Below are 16,345 nucleotides of genomic sequence, written 5' to 3'. Positions count from 1 at the left end.
TGCCGGTCCCCTGCGATGACCGTGCATACCAGCCACCCTACGTGGGGCCCGATCGGGTCGAAACGGCCGAACGGACGATGTGCCGTCCACCGGACGGACGAGCCGGCGCCGCTCCCCCTCACTAGGGTTGGGGCACGCCGCGCCGCCGACCCGGAGGTCCCCGTGTTCCAGAAGATCCTCGTCGCCAACCGCGGGGAGATCGCCGTCCGGGCGTTCCGCGCGGCCACCGAGCTCGGCGCGAAGACCGTCGCCGTCTTTCCCCACGAGGACCGCACCTCCGAGCACCGTCTCAAGGCCGACGAGTCCTACGAGATCGGCGAGCAGGGGCACCCGGTGCGGGCCTACCTCGACCACGCCAACATCGTGCGGGTCGCGGTCGAGTGCGGCGCCGACGCCGTCTACCCCGGGTACGGGTTCCTGTCCGAGAACCCCGACCTCGCCGAGGCGTGCGAGGCGGCGGGCATCACCTTCATCGGGCCGCCCGCCTCGGCCCTGCACCTCGCGGGCAACAAGGCACGGGCCATCGCAGCCGCCCGTGAAGCCGGCCTGCCGACCCTGCGCGGCGCGGAGCCGACCACCGACCTCGACGACCTCGCCGCCGCGGCCGAGGAGATCGGCTTCCCCGTGTTCGTCAAGGCCGTCTCCGGCGGCGGCGGGCGCGGGATGCGCCGCGTCGACGAGCGCCCCCAGCTGCGGGACTCGCTCGAGGCCGCCCAGCGCGAGGCCGACGCCGCGTTCGGCGACCCCACGCTCTACCTCGAGGAGGCGGTCGTCCGGCCGCGGCACATCGAGGTCCAGGTGCTCGCCGACGGCACCGGCACCGTGCTGCACCTCTTCGAGCGGGACTGCTCGGTGCAGCGCCGGCACCAGAAGGTCGTCGAGATCGCCCCGGCCCCGAACCTCGACCCCGACACCCGCGCCCGGATGTGCGCCGACGCGGTGCGCTTCGCCGAGTCGATCGGCTACCGCAACGCCGGCACCGTCGAGTTCCTCCTCGGCGAGGACGGCCGCTACGTCTTCATCGAGATGAACCCGCGGATCCAGGTCGAGCACACCGTGACCGAGGAGGTCACCGACATCGACCTCGTCGTGTCGCAGATGCGCATCGCGTCGGGCGAGACCTTCGATGACCTCGGGCTGCGCCAGGAGGACATCCGCACCCGGGGCGCCGCCCTGCAGTGCCGCATCACCACCGAGGACCCCGCGAACGGGTTCCGCCCGGACGCCGGCCAGATCACCGTCTACCGCTCGGCGGGCGGCGGCGGTGTGCGGCTCGACGGCGGCACCGTGTTCGTCGGCGCGCAGGTGAGCCCGCACTTCGACTCGATGCTCGTGAAGCTCACGTGTCGGGGCAGCGACTTCGGCGTGGCGGTGCGCCGAGCGCGACGGGCATTGGCGGAGTTCAGGATCCGCGGCGTCTCGACGAACATCCCCTTCCTCGAGGCGGTGCTCGCCGACCCCGTCTTCCAGCGCGGTGAGGCGACCACGGGCTTCATCGACGAGCGTCCCGAGCTGCTTGAGGCCCGGATGGGCGGCGACCGCGGCACCAAGCTGCTCCAGTACCTCGCCGACGTCACGGTGAACCAGCCGCACGGCCCGGCGACCACGCACCTCGAGCCGCGCACCAAGCTCCCGGCGCTCGACACCGACGCACCGCTCCCGCCCGGCTCCCGCGACCTGCTGCTGCGCGTCGGCCCGGCCGAGTTCGCCCGACAGCTGCGCGAGCGCACCGACGTCCCCGTCACCGACACCACCTTCCGCGACGCGCACCAGAGCCTGCTCGCGACGCGGATGCGCACCCGCGACCTCCTGGCCGTCGCCGGCCACGTCGCGCGGATGACGCCCCAGCTCCTCTCGATGGAGGCCTGGGGCGGCGCCACCTACGACGTCGCGCTGCGCTTCCTGCACGAGGACCCGTGGGAGCGGCTCGCCCTGCTCCGGGCGGCGATGCCGAACGTCCCCCTCCAGATGCTGCTGCGCGGGCGCAACACGGTCGGCTACACCCCGTACCCGACGAAGGTCACCGACGCCTTCGTCCACGAGGCCGCGCGCACCGGGCTGGACGTCTTCCGCATCTTCGACTCGCTCAACGACGTCTCGCAGATGCGTCCCGCCGTCGACGCGGTGCTCGACACCGGGACCGCGGTCGCCGAGGTCGCCCTCTGCTACACCGGCAACCTCATGGACCCGGGCGAGCGGCTCTACACGCTCGACTACTACCTGCGCCTCGCCGAGGAGATCGTCGGGACCGGCGCGCACGTGCTCGCCATCAAGGACATGGCCGGGCTGCTGCGGGCCCCCGCGGCGCGGAGGCTCGTCACCGCGCTGCGCGAGAACTTCGACCTGCCGGTGCACCTGCACACCCACGACACCGCCGGCGGCCAGGTCGGCACGCTGCTCGCGGCCATCGACGCCGGGGTCGACGCCGTCGACGCGGCGACCGCGACGATGTCGGGCACGACGAGCCAGCCGAGCCTGTCCGCGCTCGTCGCCGCCACCGACGGCACAGAGCGCGAGACCGGCCTCGACATCGACGCCGTCTTCGCCCTCGAGCCCTACTGGGAGGCCGTGCGCCGGCTCTACGCGCCGTTCGAGTCCGGGCTCGCCTCCCCCACCGGGCGGGTCTACTTCCACGAGATCCCCGGCGGCCAGCTCTCCAACCTGCGCCAGCAGGCCATCGCGCTCGGCCTCGGCGAGCGGTTCGAGGACGTCGAGGACATGTACGCCGCGGCCGACCGGATCCTCGGCCACCTCGTCAAGGTGACCCCGAGCAGCAAGGTCGTCGGCGACCTCGCGCTCGCCCTCGTCGGGGCCGGGGCCGACCCGGAGGACTTCGAGGAGAACCCGACCCGCTACGACATCCCGGACTCGGTGATCGGCTTCCTCGGCGGCGAGCTCGGCGACCCGCCCGGCGGCTGGCCCGAGCCGTTCCGCACCAAGGCGCTGCACGGGCGGACGCCGAAGCCGCGCGTCACCGAGCTCACCGAGGAGCAGGAGGCGGCCCTGGCCACCGACACCCGGCGCACCCTCAACCAGCTCCTCTTCCCCGGGCCGACGAAGGAGTTCGAGGAGACCCGCGAGCTGTACGGCGACCTGTCGGTCCTCGGCACCATCGAGTTCCTCCACGGCCTCGAGCACGGCGAGGAGTACGAGGCCGAGATCGAGGCGGGCAAGCGGCTCCTCCTCGGCATCAGCTCGGTCGGCGACCCGGACCGCCAGGGGATGCGCACGGTCATGTGCACCCTCAACGGCCAGTTCCGCCCGGTCCAGGTGCGCGACCGCTCCGTCGAGGCGGAGACCAAGGCCGCCGAGAAGGCCGACCCCGGCACGCCGGGCCACGTGGCCGCGCCGTTCGCCGGCGTCGTGACTCCCACGGTGGCCGAGGGCGACCCGGTCGAGCCGGGCGGCGTGGTCGCGACGATCGAGGCGATGAAGATGGAGGCGAGCATCACCTCGCCGACCGGTGGCACGGTCGAGCGGCTCGCCATCGCCGGGCACCAGCAGGTCGAGGGTGGCGACCTCGTCCTCGTGGTCGCACCGAGCTGAGGCAGGACCCTCGACACCTCGCTCCACCTGCTGCGTTGAAAGTTTGTCGAAAGTTTCTCGGTGCGAAAGCCCCACCCCCCGCAGGGCGTGCCTAGGGTGGTCACACCAGCGCGGCACGTTCCTGGCGGGGCGTGCGCGACCCTTGAACGAGAGGAGAGCCTCATGGGCCTCGGCGACAAGATCGAGAACATCAAGGACGACCTGACGGGCAAGAGCAAGGAGGCCGCCGGCAAGGCGACCGACAACGAGCGCCTCGAGGCCGAGGGCCGCGCCGACCAGACGAAGGCCGACCTCAACAAGGCCGGCGAGAACGTCAAGGACGCCTTCAAGAACTGACCCAGGACCACCCGGCCCCGCCGGGGAACCACGACGGGCCGCCCCCACCGGGGGCGGCCCGTTCGTTCGTGCCGGTCGCTACCAGCTGCCGCCGGAGGCACCGCCGCCACCGCCGCCGGAGAAGCCGCCTCCCCCGCTGAACCCGGAGGAGCCCGACGAGCCCGGGGTCGACACGAAGGTGCCGGCGGCCACGGTGGAGAAGGAGTCCATGCTCGAGGCGACGCCGTGGAAGCCGCCGTCGGTCCAGGGCCCCACGTACCAGGTCGGGGCGAGGACGGTGTGGCCCGCGGCCGCCGCCGCGGCCGAGACCTCCTCGAAGACCGAGGCCCACCGGTCGGCGAGACCGAAGACGATGGCGTACGGCAGCCAGCGGCTGAAGAGGTCGCGGGCCTCCTCCCACCGGATCTGGTTCGCCTCGGCGGTCGCGAGGTAGCGCTCGAAGCCGCGGGACTGCGCCAGGACCGCCGAGCCCTCCGCCGTCCGAGCGGCCATCCGGCGGCCGAGGGCCCGCACGACCAGGCCGCCGACGACCAGCCCGCCGCCGAGCACCCACACGGGGCTCAGCGGGAACCCGGCGTCGGCGAAGAGCGCGGAGGCCGGACCGGTGAGGAAGAAGAGGGCCAGGACCCCCAGCCCGGCGACGAGCGCCCCGAGGGTCATCCACCCCGAGCGCTGCGCCTCGGGGCTGCGGCGGAACCAGCGCCGGTCGACGACCTCCTCGTACATGAGGCGCTGCACCGCCTCGAGGGTCGGCTTGAACCGGTTCTTCAGGGACGACAGCTCGGTGCGGTCGGACCCGGCGAAGAGGGCGTCGAGCAGCAGCTGCTCGTAGGGGGCGAGCGGCGTGGACCCGGTGGGCGGCGCCGTGCGGGTGAGCACCCAGTCGTCGCCGCGCATCGCCCGTTCCTCGCGCGCGATGGTGAGGTGCCCGCGGACGGCGAGGTCGATGATCGTCGCGGTGACGTCGGTGAGCCCGGCCTCCTCGTCGATGATCGTGCCGACGAGCCCGGGCTGCACGCCCGGTGGTGGGGTGAACTGCACGGCCACGGTGGGCGCCGGGCCGCCGGTGACCACGGGCACGTCCTGGCCGAGGCCGGGTGAGAGCCCGGGTGTCAGCCCCGCGTACTGCTCGTCGCGGCCGCGGGACCACACGAGCAGCCCCATGAGGGACCCGGCGGCCAGCGGCACGAGGAGCCCGGTCCCGATGGTCAGGGCACCGACCGTGCGGGCGACCCCGGGGCTCACGAGGCTGCCGTCGCTGCTCTCGACGTCGCCCTCGCGCAGGTCGGGGGTGAGGTCCTGGAACGCGTCGCGCGGGAACGAGGCGACGACCGAGGCACCCTCCTCCGCCTCGAGGTCGGGCACCTCGTAGGTCGCGCTCTCCCCCGGCGTCGCCGGGCAGCTGTCCGTGGAGCCGAAGGGGCCGTGGAAGCAGGCCGCCTTGGTGATGGCGGCCGGCCCGGTGACGTCGGCGCGGACATCCCTCTGCGGGAAGCCGTTCGCCGTGCTGACGACGTCGTAGAAGACCTCGGCCGTGCCGTCCCCGATGTCGTTGACGAGGTGGGCCAGGCGGTAGCGCACGACGTACTGGGCCGTGCCGCTGACCGTCTCCGAGGGGCTCCCGATGCGGATGCGGCGGTCGGCGCCGTAGTCCTCGACGGTGAGGTCGGTCGGGGCCCCGGACGGCGAGGTGACCTCGATGCCCGAGAGCTCGTAGTACCGGTACTGCGTGTCGCTGTCCTGGTAGCCGGCCCGGACGCGGACCAGGCGGTAGATGCCGTGCCGGTCCTCCCCCTCGGGGAAGCGCCAGGTGATCCGCTCGGTGACGACCACCGACCCGTCGGGCTGGGCCTCGATGCTCGTGTGCAGGCTGTCGGCCTGCTCCTCGGTGACGAGCGACGTGCCCACCGACCCGCCCCACGCGCCGACCCGCTCCCCCGGGACCGCGGACGCTGCCGGTGCGGCAGCCGCCGGGAGCACGCACATCCAGAGCAGGCCCAGGGCCGCGACGAGCCCGGCGGCCGCGCGCCGCCCGCTGCGTGGCACGTCAGTCCTCGCCGCGCCGGCGGGCGGCGATGGCGCGGTCGGCCTCGCGGCGGTCCTGGCGCTCCCGCAGCGTCTGCCGCTTGTCGTAGTCCTTCTTGCCCTTGACGATCGCGATCTCGACCTTGGCCCGCCCCTCCTTGAAGTACAGGCTCAGGGGGACGACGGAGTACCCGGACTCGCGGGTGGCCTGGGCGATCTTGTCGAGCTCGCGGCGGTGCAGGAGGAGCTTGCGGCGCCGGCGCGGGGTGTGGTTGGTCCACGTGCCGTTGACGTACTCGGGGATGTGCACGCCCTCGAGCCACAGCTCGTCGTCGCGGTCGAAGCCGGCCCACCCGTCGACGAGGGAGGCCCGGCCCATCCGCAGCGCCTTGACCTCGGTGCCCATGAGCACCATGCCGGCCTCGTAGGTGTCCTCGACGTGGTAGTCGTGACGGGCCTTGCGGTTGCTCGCCACGAGCTTGGTCCCCGGGGTCTTCCCGCTGTCCTTGGCCACGACAGGGAGGCTACCGTCCGGTCCGCGCGCCCGCGCCGGGGATTCCCGGCGCCGGGGTCAGGACAGGGTGTTGAGCCACTTCCGCGGGTCGGCGAAGTTGCCGTCCTCGAGCGTCTCGAAGTGCAGGTGGCAGCCGGTGGAGGTGCCGGTGGTGCCGCTGTAGCCGATGAGCTGGCCGCGGCTCACGTGGCCGCCACCGACCGAGATGCTCGACAGGTGGTTGTACGTGCTGGCGAGGCCGACACCGCGCTCGAGGCCGTGGTCGATGACGATGCGGTTGCCGTAGCCGCCGCCCCAGCCGGCCGAGATGACCGTGCCGCCGGCGGCCGCGTAGACCGGGGTGCCGCAGTTGACCGCGTAGTCGCGCCCAGAGTGCAGCTTCCAGTAGTGGTAGATCGGGTGGAAGCGCATGCCGAACTCGGAGCTGACCCATCCGGAGCGGACCGGGCGGCTGAGCACGCCGGAGCCGGTGGAGCTGCCGCCGCCGGAGGAGCTGCCGCCCCCGCTGTTGCCGCGCCCGGGCTTGGGGTGCTTCTTGGCCTCGGCCGCGGCCTTGGCGCGGGCGGCCGCGGCGCGCGCGGCGAGGATCTTCTGGAGGCGGGCGGCCTCGGCCTTCATCGACGCGAGCTGCGCCTTGTCGGCGGCGAGCTGGTCCTCGTAGCCCTGGGCCTGCTTGTCCTGGCTGGCGGCCAGCGCCTGGAGGTCGGCCTGCGCCTTCGTGGCGGCCTCGCGGGCGGCGGTCGCGCGCTGGAGCGCGGCGGCGGCCTCCTTCTGGCGGCGCACGGAGTCGGCCCGCAGCGCGGAGAGGTGGTCCTCGAGGGCGGTGAGGCCGGCCCGCTCGGTGGTCAGCCGCTCCATCGTCCGGTTCTGGACGTCGAGGACGGTGTCGACCATGGCGAGCCGGTCGGCGAACTCCTGCGGCTGCGTGCTGGACAGGGCGACGTCGAGCTGGCCGAAGCCCTGCTGCTGGTAGATCTGGGCGGCGAACTGGGCCATCCGCTTGCGGCCGGTCGCGACCTCGGCGGTGGCCTTCTCGAGGTCCTTCTGCGCCTTGGACTCGTTGGCCCGGGCCACCTCGAGGGCCTGGGTCGCGGCGGCCTCGGCCGCGTCCGCGGCGTCGGCGGCCGAGCGGGCCTTCTCGAGGGCGTCGCGCGCGGCGGGGAGCTTGTCCTGGGTCGCCCTGAGGTTCTTGTAGGCCTTGCTCAGCGCCGCGCTGGTGTCGTCGAGGTGGTCCTCGAGCTTGTCGATCTTGCGGTCGACCGAGCGCTTCTGGTCGCCCGGGTCGCTGGCGGCGGGCGCGGAGGGCGCGGCGACCGTGACCACCCCGGCGGCGCACACGAGGGCCGCGAGGGAGCCGAGCACCCGGCGGGAGGCAGCGGTGTGCACGCGGTCAGGTCGTCCCATGATCACCATTGGTAACACGATTCACACCGGTTTGCCCAGCCGACGGGCGGAAGAGGCCGTCACGGGAGGTCACCCGTGCCCCAGGAGTCTCTCAGTCCGGCGGCCGCCGCGTCCCGCTTTCGCGGGGACCGGGGCGGGCGGGAGCGGGTCAGACCCGGAGGTAGCGCCGCAGCGTGACCAGGCTCGTGCCCACCGCGATGAGCACCACCCCGCCGAGCATCCACGGCGCGAGCAGCCACACGTCGGAGACGCCGATGAAGGCCTGGGACAGGGCGATCTGGCTGGCGCCCTCGGTGAACACGTACTTCGTCAGCGCGACGAGCAGCCCCACGGCGAGGAGCACCCCGACCCCGGAGACGATGACCATCTCCGAGACGAAGGGCGCCCGGATCGTCCAGTTCGAGGCTCCCACCAGCCGCATGATGCCGATCTCGCGGCGCCGGATGAACGCCGCCTGCCGGATCGTCGTCGCCATCAGCAGGGCCGCGCAGGCCGCCATGAGCGCGGCGAGGAAGACCGCGAAGACGGTGATGTACGTGATGATCGTGAAGAACTTCGACAGGACCTTCTCCTGGTCCTGCACCGTGGCCACGCCGGGCGCGTTCTCGAACTGGGTCGTGACGACCTCGAACTTGGTCGGGTCCTTCAGCTGCACGCGCAGGCTCTGCGGGATGTCGCCCACCTGGACGTTGCCGGCGATCGGGCTGTTGCGGAACTGCTGCTTGAACCGGTCGAAGGCCTCCTGCTCGGACTCGTAGAAGACCTGCTTGACCTCGGGCAGCGCCTCGAGCTGGGACTGCAGGGCCGCCTTCTGCGCGTCGGTGACCGCGGTGTTCTCGCAGTTGGGCTGGAGCGAGTCCGCGGTGCACAGGTAGATCGAGACCTGGATGCGGTCGTACCAGTAGCCCTTCATGGTGTCGGCCTGGCGCTGGGCGAGCAGACCGAGGCCGAGGAGGAACATCGAGACCATCGTGACGAGGACGACCGAGACGGCCATCGAGACGTTGCGGCGGAGGCCGGAGCCGACCTCGGAGGCCAGGAAGCGTGCCTGCATGCTCAGGCCTCCTCGTCCGGGCTCTGGTGGTACGAGGCGTCCTGCTCGTCGCGGACCACCCGCCCGTCCTCGAGCTGGAGGACGCGTCGGCGGAGCTCGTTGACGATGTCGTGGTCGTGCGTGGCCATGACGATGGTGGTCCCCGTCCGGTTGATGCGGTCCAGGAGCCGGACGATGTCGAGGCTGATGGCCCGGTCGAGGTTGCCGGTGGGCTCGTCGCACAGGAGGATCTGCGGCCGGTTGACGACGGCGCGGGCGATGGCCACGCGCTGCTGCTCACCGCCGGAGAGCTGGTGCGGGAAGCGCTTCTCCTTGCCGGCGAGGCCGACCATCTCGAGGGTCTCGGGCACGAGCTGGCGGATGGCGTGGCGCGGCTTGCCGATGACCTGCAGCGCGTAGGCGACGTTCTCGTGGACGGTCTTGTTGGGCAGCAGCCGGAAGTCCTGAAAGACCGCACCCATCTCGCGGCGCAGGCGCGGCACCTGGCGCATCGGCATGGTGCCGAGGTCGTGGCCGGCGACGAGGACCAGGCCGGTCGTGGCGGCCTCCTCGCGCAGGGCGAGGCGCAGCATCGTCGACTTGCCGGAGCCGGAGGGGCCGACGACGAAGACGAACTCGCCGCGGTCGATGTCGACCGAGACGTCGTCGACGGCGGCACGGGTCGACCGGGGGTAGACCTTCGTGACGTTCTCGAAGCGGATCATGCGGTGGGGCTGGCCTCACGGCTCGGGGGCAGGGACCGCGGGGCGCACCCACGGCAGCATCGAGGATAGGTCGGCGACCTGCGGATCCCGGTGAGGGCCTCGACCTCGGCGCGTTCCCGTGCTCAGGCCGGCCGCAGGGCCGGCAGGTCGTCCTCGTCGACGGCGAGGACGGTGCGGAAGGTGTCGGCGAGCGCGGCGGCGGCGCGGCGGGCATCGGCCTCGGGCAGGTAGGGACCGGAGGGGACGTCGTCGGGCCAGAAGCGGACGAAGTCCTCGCCGTCCCCGACCGTCGGGCGGTGCCAGCCGGCGGCGAGCACGGCGTCGACCTCGGCCGGGGTCCACGGGAAGGTGCCGCCGAGCGCCACGGCGCCGACCCAGTGGCCGCGCAGGTGGTCCTCGGCGCGCACCAGCCGGACCGACGGGGTGACCGGGCGCTTGCGGCCGCCCAGCAGCCGTGCGAGGCGTCCGGCGCCGGCGGGGCGGGCCATCCGGGTGTGCACGCGGGGTGCGACGAGAACGAGCGAGCCGTCGTCGGGCAGGGCGCGCACGGCGTCGACGACGGCGTCCTCCCAGGCGGCCCAGGTGGTGGGCCCGGAGGCCGCGGTCGGCTCGGCGCTCACGCTCAGCCCTCGGCCGCGGCCTTGTCCTGGGCGATGCGCCAGCGGATGCCGGCCTCGATGAAGGCGTCGATGTCGCCGTCGAAGACCGCGGGGGTGTTGCCGACCTCGTGCTCGGTGCGCAGGTCCTTGACCATCTGGTAGGGGTGGAGGACGTAGGAGCGCATCTGCTCGCCCCAGCTGGCCTTGACGTCGCCGGCGAGCTCCTTGCGCTCGGCGGCCTCCTCGGCCTTCTTGAGCAGGAGCAGGCGGGACTGCATGACGCGCAGGGCCGCGGCGCGGTTCTGGATCTGGGACTTCTCGTTCTGCATCGAGACGACCGTGCCGGTGGGGATGTGGGTCATCCGGACCGCGGAGTCGGTGGTGTTGACCGACTGCCCGCCGGGCCCGCTGGAGCGGAAGACGTCGATCTTCAGGTCGTTCTCGGGGATCTCGATGGTGTCCGTGCCCTCGATGAGGGGCACGACCTCGACGGCGGCGAAGCTCGTCTGCCGGCGGCCCTGGTTGTCGAACGGGCTGATCCGCACGAGGCGGTGGGTGCCGCCCTCGACGCTGAGGTTGCCGTAGGCGTAGGGGGTGTCGACCTCGAAGGTGGCCGACTTCAGGCCGGCCTCCTCGGCGTAGGAGGTGTCGAGGACCTTGACGGGGTAGCCGTGGCGCTCGGCCCAGCGCAGGTACATGCGCATGAGCATCTCGGCGAAGTCGGCGGCGTCCACTCCCCCGGCGCCGGCGCGGATGGTGACGACGGCCGCGCGCTCGTCGTACTCGCCGGAGAGCAGGGTGCGGACCTCGAGCTCGCCGACCGCCTTGCGGACCGTCACGAGCTCCTTCTCGGCCTCGGCGAGGGTCTCGGCGTCGTTCTCCTCCTGACCCATCTCGACGAGCGCCTCGAGGTCGTCGATGCGCGCGTCCATGCCGGTGACGCGGTCGTGCTCGGCCTTGGCGCGGGAGAGCCCGGAGGTCACCTGCTGGGCGCGCTCCTGGTCGTCCCAGAGACCGGGGTCGGCGGCCTGCTGCTCGAAGTCCGCGATCTGCTGCTCGAGCTTGGTGAGGTCGGTGACCTCCCGGACCGACGCCATCGTGCTGCGCAGGTCCTTGATCTCCTGGGTGAAGTCGGTGGCCACGAGGGGCAAGCCTACGGGAGCGCGCGAGGGCCGGGTCCGCCCCGGGTGGCCTCCGCGAGGTCACGTGAGGCCGAGACCCCGCGCCACGGCCGGTCCGAAGTCTGCGGACAGCTCCGCGATGCCGCGGCTCCCGGGCGGGCGACGACCGCCGGACTCGCCGTCCGCCTCCTCGGACACCTGGTGCTGGGTGGCGTCCAGCAACCAGTAGTGGCCCTTGGCGCAGGCGATGAGGACCTGGTCCTTACTGGCGAAGACGCTGAGAGCACCGTCGTCATCGGTGTGCTGGAGCATGGGTCAGCCCTTCCGCGGGAGGCCGAACGCCTCGGGGTGCTTGTCCTTCGCGTCCTTGAGGACGCCCTGTGGCGCGGCGTCGAGGACGCTGTCGAGCTGCTGGGCCTTCTGCTCCGCCGTCGCCTCGGCCTTGGCCTTGCCCTCCTCGGCCTTCTCCTTGCCGGCCGCCCCGAACCAGTAGCCGAGAGCGGTAGTGAGCAGGGGCAGCACGACGAGGAGGATGTCCTTGGCGCGCTGGAACTCGTCGAGCAGCACCTTGCCGTCCTTGCCGACCGTCGGCGCCGTGGACATCTCCCGCGCGACGAGCGTGAGCCACCAGACCGCGAGCCCCAGCAGCAGAAGGGTCAGCAGTCCCCTGACCCACATGGCCGCCTTGTCCATCACGCCACCCCTTCCCCGCAGTGGCCCGCTCGATGTCGCCTCGCCACCCCGACAGTGGCGGGCCCGGCGGCCCGCTCTCAGCGTCCCAGCGGCCGGCGGATGGCGCCATGGCCCGGTCGAGCCATGCGACGGCCCCTGACCTGCGAGGTCGCGGGTCAGGGGCCGGGCGCCGAGCCGGGAGGTCGGCTAGACGACGAGGCCGACGAGCAGGACGACGACGAGGCCGGTGACCGAGAGCAGCGTCTCCATCGCGGACCACGACTTGAGGGTCTGGCCGACGCTCAGGCCGAAGTACTCCTTGACGAGCCAGAACCCGGCGTCGTTGACGTGGCTGAAGAACACCGACCCGGCGCCGATGGCGAGGACCAGCAGCGAGACCTCGGCGGCCGGCATCCCGGCGGCGAGCGGGGCGAGGATGCCCGACGCGGTCACCGTGGCGACCGTGGCCGATCCCGTGGCGAGGCGGATGAGGACGGCGACGACCCAGGCGAGCAGGAGCACCGAGATGCCGCTCGTGCGCACCCAGTCAGCGACGAGCTCGCCGATGCCGGTGTCGACGAGGGTCTGCTTGAAGCCACCGCCGGCGGCGACGATGAGGAGGATGCCGGCGATCGGCGGCAGCGAGGCCTCGAGGCTCTTGCCCATCGCCTTGAGGTCCATGCCGGCGCCGCGGCCGAGGGTGGCCATCCCGACGAGCACGGCGATGAGCAGGGCGATGATCGGCGTGCCGACGAAGTCGAGGACGGTGCGGACCGGGGTGTCCTCGGCGGCGAAGATGTCGGCCAGCGCCTTGCCCATCATGAGGACGACCGGCGTGAGGACGGCGAACAGCGTGGTGCCGAACGACGGCCTGCGGGAACGGGTCTCGCCCTCGGCGGCACCCTCGGCGCCGGTCTCGAAGAGCGCCGGGGCGGGCACGTCGACCCAGCGGCCGGCGAAGCGGGCGAACAGCGGTCCGGAGACGGCGATGGTCGGGATGGCGACGAGCACGCCGAGCCCGAGCGTGATGCCGAGGTTGGCCTTGAGCGCGTCGATGGCCACGAGCGGCCCGGGGTGCGGCGGCACGAGGCCGTGCATCGCGGAGAGGCCGGCGAGGGCGGGGATGCCGACCTTGACGATGGAGACCTGGGCGCGCCGGGCGACGAGGAAGATGACCGGCATCAGGAGGACGAGGCCGATCTCGAAGAACATCGGCAGCCCGATGAGCGCACCGACGCCGGCCATCGCCCACGGGAGGGTGCGCTCCGAGGAGCGGCCGATGAGGGTGTCGACGATCTCGTCGGCGCCACCGGAGTCGGCGAGCAGCTTGCCGAACATCGCGCCGAGCGCGATGAGCGTGCCGACGCCGGCCGCGGTGGAGCCGAAGCCCTTGGTGAAGGAGTCGACGACGGTGCTCATCTGGACACCCGCGACGGCCCCGACGGTCAGCGACCCGAGGGTCAGGCCGAGGAACGGGTGGATCTTGAACTTCGTGATGAGCACGACGATGACGGCGATGCCGAGGAGCGCGGCGGGGATGAGCCGGCTCGCGGGGATGTTCAGCGCGGCTTCGTCGGCGGCGGCGAGCGTGGGGAACAGGAGGCTGTGCAGGTCGGTGGTCATCGGAGGGTGCCGTCCTTCGGGGCGAGGATCTGGAGGGACTGCTCGACGAGGTCGTCGACGGGGGCGCTGACGTCGAGCGCGGTGCCGATCTCGTCGTCGGCGAGCGGCTCGAGGGTGGCGAACTGGCTGTCGACGAGCGCGGCGGGCATGAAGTGGCCGGGGCGGCCGGCCATCCGGGCGGCGATGACGTCGCGGTCGCCGTGGAGGTGCAGGAAGTACGCGTGGGTCGCGTGCTCACGCAGCAGGTCGCGGTAGGAGCGCTTGAGGGCCGAGCAGGAGACGACTCCCCCGCCGGCGGAGTGGGCGTCGAGCCAGGCGGCGATGGTGCGCAGCCACGGCTCGCGGTCCTCGTCGGTGAGCGGCACGCCGGCCGACATCTTGGTGACGTTCTCGGGCGGGTGGAAGTCGTCGGCGTCGGCGAACGGGACCCGGAGCCGCTGGGCGAGCGCAGCACCCACGGTGGTCTTCCCGGAGCCGGACACCCCCATGACGACGACGAGGGGTGGGCGATCGGTGGTGGTCATGCTGCGCGACTCCTGTGTCGGGCGGCCCTCCTCGGTGAGGGCGGTCGTCGATCAGGATGGAGCATTAAGTCCTATTTATCAAGAGGCGCGATCTAGAAACTCGGATCAGTTGAGGATCCTGCCTCCATACGCCGGTCTCTGGCACGCTGGGCCCATGGCCACCCCCGACGCCCCCACCCCGGGACGACCCACGGCACGGGGCGGGCTGCACGACGGGGTCCTCGACGCCCTGGGTGCGGAGATCGTCTCGGGCGCGGCGCCCGAGGGCTCGGTGCTGCGGATCGACCGGCTCGACGAGCGCTTCGGCGTCTCGCGCTCGGTGGTCCGTGAGGCGGTGCGGGTGCTCTCGGCAATGGGGCTGGTCGAGACCCGTCGACGCGTCGGGGTGCTCGTCCGGCCGCGCACGACCTGGAACGTGTTCGACCCGCGCGTCATCCGGTGGCGGCTCGACGGCCCCGGCCGCGAGGAGCAGCTGCTCTCGCTCGGCGAGCTGCGGCGGGGGTTCGAGCCCGTCGCCGCCGGGCTGGCGGCGCGGCGTGCCACGGCGGAGCAGTGTGCCCGGATGGCCGCCGCGGTCATGGAGATGCAGGTCCAGGCCAAGGCGCAGGACCTCGAGGCCTACCTCGCGGCCGACCAGGTCTTCCACGCGACGATGCTCGAGGCATCGGGGAACGAGATGCTCGCCGCGCTGGCCGACGTGGTCGGTGAGGTGCTGGCCGGCCGGACGCACCACGACCTGATGCCGGCCCGCCCGAACCCGGTGGCGATCCGGCTGCACTCCGACGTCGCCCAGGCCATCGGCGCCGGCGACGCGGTGGCGGCGAGCGCGGCGATGGCGGCCATCATCGACGAGGCGAGCGCCGCGGTGCGCTCGGCCGCCGAGGACGACACCGGCGCCTGAGGGCTTCTCGAAACTTTTCTCGCGGGTGTGTATCAGGCGCCCGGTGGGGCACTCCTCTCCCCCGACGGCCCGGACATCGGGTCGGTCGGCGCACGGGGTGCCTCTGGCGGGGCGCACGCGCCGATGGTCCGACGGGGCCGGCGCGCAGGGGCGCCGGTGTCCGGGGCGGCGGGGCGGTCGGGAAGCAGGGCCCGACCGCCCCGCGATCACGCCCGGACGCGGTCAGTCCAGCGGGGGCATCCGCGGGTGACGGCGCGCGCCCCGGTAGGAGAGCACGGAGCGCTTGCTCTGCGCCGAGAGCAGGCTGGCGTCGCTCTGGTGGCTGAGGAGCGAGCCGCGGCTCTGGTGCGAGAAGGCCGAGAGCAGGCTCATCGAGGACCCGATGCTGAACGCCGACGCGAACGAGCCGATGCTCCCGATGCTCAGGGCCGACCCGATGCTGGCGACCGAGAGGACCGATCCGCGCGAGCCGATCGAGAGGAAGCTGTCGGTGGAGGCGATGCACCACCGGCCGCGCAGGCGTGAGGGGAGACGGTCGGCGAGGCGATCGGTGGGGCGGCCCATGCCGGCGACGCTACCGACGCCGGGGACGGGACGACGGCCCGTTGACGGCCAGGGCTCCGAGGGCCGTCGTCAGCGCGCAGAGGGGGACGACCACCCAGAGCCAGGTCCTCGCGGCCTCGGGGAGGTCGCCGGTCACCACGGCCAGCACGAACAGCGCCGGCACCGCGAGCACTCCCCCGAGAACGGTCCCGGCGGCGGCACCCTGGGCCCTGGTCGTCGACATGGCCGTCAGCGTCCCACCGTGGCGCTGCCGAGGTCCACTGCCGTGGTCGACCAGGGCAGGCGGTGCTGGGGTTCAGTGGTGCGGGTCCGCCCGTTCGGGCCGTGCCAGGTGACGGTGCCGTCGGGTGACAGGACGGGGCGCCAGCGCCCGAGCTGCTTGAACCGGTGATGTCTGCGGCAGAGGTCTTCGAGGCAGGTAGGCGTGGTGGTGCCGTCGGGCCAGGCCGTGACGTGGTCAAGGTCGCAGCGTTCGGCGGGCCTGATGCAGCCCCACATCCGGCAGGTCCCGTCGCGGGTCTTGACGAAGTCGGTGATGGCCTTGGTCGGCTTGTACGCGTGGGTGGTCAAGGAGGCCAGGGTGCCGGTCTCGGCTTCGAGCACGGCGCGGGCGACCTCCATCGGCAGGAGCTTGAGGAGGTTGGCCAAGGTGGCGGGGTCGACCCAGCCGAGGTTCGGGAGGTGGGTGCCGGAGACGGAGAACCCGGGGCTGACGACGGCCATGGTCCACGCGTGGTCGTCGACGTCCTCGGCCGGCT

The 16,345-nt window shown here is 72.7% G+C and carries 16 protein-coding genes and 1 pseudogene; 3 read left to right on the top strand and 14 right to left on the bottom strand.

All coding sequences use genetic code 11. The features are described 5' to 3' along the window. Positions 1–162 precede the first annotated feature (162 nt). Together ACQZ2A_RS11535 and ACQZ2A_RS11530 are read left to right on the top strand one after the other, a co-directional pair. Positions 163–3,546 carry a pyruvate carboxylase gene (locus ACQZ2A_RS11535; protein ID WP_430210988.1) on the top strand — a complete coding sequence of 1,128 codons (3,384 nt, stop codon included), beginning with the start codon at positions 163–165 and terminating at the stop codon, positions 3,544–3,546. Positions 3,547–3,708: 162 nt separating this feature from the next. Beyond that, positions 3,709–3,882 carry a CsbD family protein gene (locus ACQZ2A_RS11530; protein ID WP_430210985.1) on the top strand — a complete coding sequence of 58 codons (174 nt, stop codon included), beginning with the start codon at positions 3,709–3,711 and terminating at the stop codon, positions 3,880–3,882. A 78-nt stretch (positions 3,883–3,960) separates the two neighbouring features. Here ACQZ2A_RS11530 and ACQZ2A_RS11525 read toward each other — a convergent pair whose 3' ends face one another. The 11 genes from ACQZ2A_RS11525 to ACQZ2A_RS11475 all read right to left on the bottom strand — a co-directional run bounded on the left by ACQZ2A_RS11525 (position 3,961) and on the right by ACQZ2A_RS11475 (position 14,122). Continuing rightward, the gene (locus ACQZ2A_RS11525; protein ID WP_430210982.1) at positions 3,961–5,928 is read right to left on the bottom strand and encodes a DUF2207 domain-containing protein; all 1,968 of its coding nucleotides are present in this window, start codon (positions 5,926–5,928) and stop codon (positions 3,961–3,963) included. A 1-nt stretch (position 5,929) separates the two neighbouring features. After that, entirely contained in the window at positions 5,930–6,421 is a 492-nt protein-coding gene (smpB, locus tag ACQZ2A_RS11520; protein WP_430210979.1) for an SsrA-binding protein SmpB, read from the bottom strand. A gap of 57 nt (positions 6,422–6,478) precedes the next feature. Next, a complete protein-coding gene (locus ACQZ2A_RS11515; protein WP_430210975.1) occupies positions 6,479–7,825 on the bottom strand; it encodes a peptidoglycan DD-metalloendopeptidase family protein in 1,347 nt (448 codons plus the stop codon). Between the two features lie 148 nt (positions 7,826–7,973). Then, positions 7,974–8,879, bottom strand: a complete 906-nt coding sequence (gene ftsX / locus ACQZ2A_RS11510) for a permease-like cell division protein FtsX (protein WP_430210972.1) — start codon at positions 8,877–8,879, stop codon at positions 7,974–7,976. A 2-nt stretch (positions 8,880–8,881) separates the two neighbouring features. Then, entirely contained in the window at positions 8,882–9,583 is a 702-nt protein-coding gene (gene ftsE, locus ACQZ2A_RS11505; RefSeq protein ID WP_430210969.1) for a cell division ATP-binding protein FtsE, read from the bottom strand. Between the two features lie 122 nt (positions 9,584–9,705). Next, entirely contained in the window at positions 9,706–10,203 is a 498-nt protein-coding gene (locus tag ACQZ2A_RS11500; protein ID WP_430210966.1) for a TY-Chap domain-containing protein, read from the bottom strand. A 2-nt stretch (positions 10,204–10,205) separates the two neighbouring features. Next, the gene (gene prfB / locus ACQZ2A_RS11495; RefSeq protein WP_430210963.1) at positions 10,206–11,324 is read right to left on the bottom strand and encodes a peptide chain release factor 2; all 1,119 of its coding nucleotides are present in this window, start codon (positions 11,322–11,324) and stop codon (positions 10,206–10,208) included. Positions 11,325–11,384: 60 nt separating this feature from the next. Next, complete coding sequence (locus ACQZ2A_RS11490; RefSeq protein WP_430210960.1) at positions 11,385–11,615, bottom strand: hypothetical protein; 231 nt, start codon at positions 11,613–11,615, stop codon at positions 11,385–11,387. Positions 11,616–11,618: 3 nt separating this feature from the next. Next, on the bottom strand, positions 11,619–11,996 hold the full coding sequence (locus tag ACQZ2A_RS11485) for a hypothetical protein (protein WP_430210957.1): 378 nt from the start codon (positions 11,994–11,996) through the stop codon (positions 11,619–11,621). Between the two features lie 186 nt (positions 11,997–12,182). Next, complete coding sequence (locus tag ACQZ2A_RS11480) at positions 12,183–13,598, bottom strand: GntP family permease (protein WP_430210955.1); 1,416 nt, start codon at positions 13,596–13,598, stop codon at positions 12,183–12,185. Continuing rightward, positions 13,595–14,122 carry a gluconokinase gene (locus tag ACQZ2A_RS11475; protein WP_430210952.1) on the bottom strand — a complete coding sequence of 176 codons (528 nt, stop codon included), beginning with the start codon at positions 14,120–14,122 and terminating at the stop codon, positions 13,595–13,597. Before ACQZ2A_RS11475 ends, ACQZ2A_RS11480 begins: the two co-directional genes overlap by 4 nt. 154 nt (positions 14,123–14,276) lie before the next feature. Between ACQZ2A_RS11475 and ACQZ2A_RS11470 the strand changes: the two genes are divergently transcribed. Next, a complete protein-coding gene (locus tag ACQZ2A_RS11470) occupies positions 14,277–15,023 on the top strand; it encodes a FadR/GntR family transcriptional regulator (RefSeq protein WP_430210950.1) in 747 nt (248 codons plus the stop codon). Positions 15,024–15,245: 222 nt separating this feature from the next. Here the strand turns inward: ACQZ2A_RS11470 and ACQZ2A_RS11465 are convergent, their stop codons facing one another. The 3 genes and pseudogenes from ACQZ2A_RS11465 to ACQZ2A_RS11455 form a co-directional block, all read right to left on the bottom strand. After that, positions 15,246–15,587 carry a hypothetical protein gene (locus ACQZ2A_RS11465; RefSeq protein ID WP_430210947.1) on the bottom strand — a complete coding sequence of 114 codons (342 nt, stop codon included), beginning with the start codon at positions 15,585–15,587 and terminating at the stop codon, positions 15,246–15,248. A 10-nt stretch (positions 15,588–15,597) separates the two neighbouring features. Then, a complete protein-coding gene (locus tag ACQZ2A_RS11460; protein WP_430210944.1) occupies positions 15,598–15,810 on the bottom strand; it encodes a hypothetical protein in 213 nt (70 codons plus the stop codon). A 5-nt stretch (positions 15,811–15,815) separates the two neighbouring features. Then, positions 15,816–16,345, bottom strand: a pseudogene (locus ACQZ2A_RS11455) (hypothetical protein); the annotation flags it as partial.

It is taken from the genome of Phycicoccus avicenniae, assembly GCF_050496545.1.
Classification (GTDB): Bacteria; Actinomycetota; Actinomycetes; order Actinomycetales; family Dermatophilaceae; genus Phycicoccus; species Phycicoccus avicenniae_A.
Note: the sequence above shows the minus strand (reverse complement) of the source record. Positions and strands in the feature narration are given on the sequence as shown.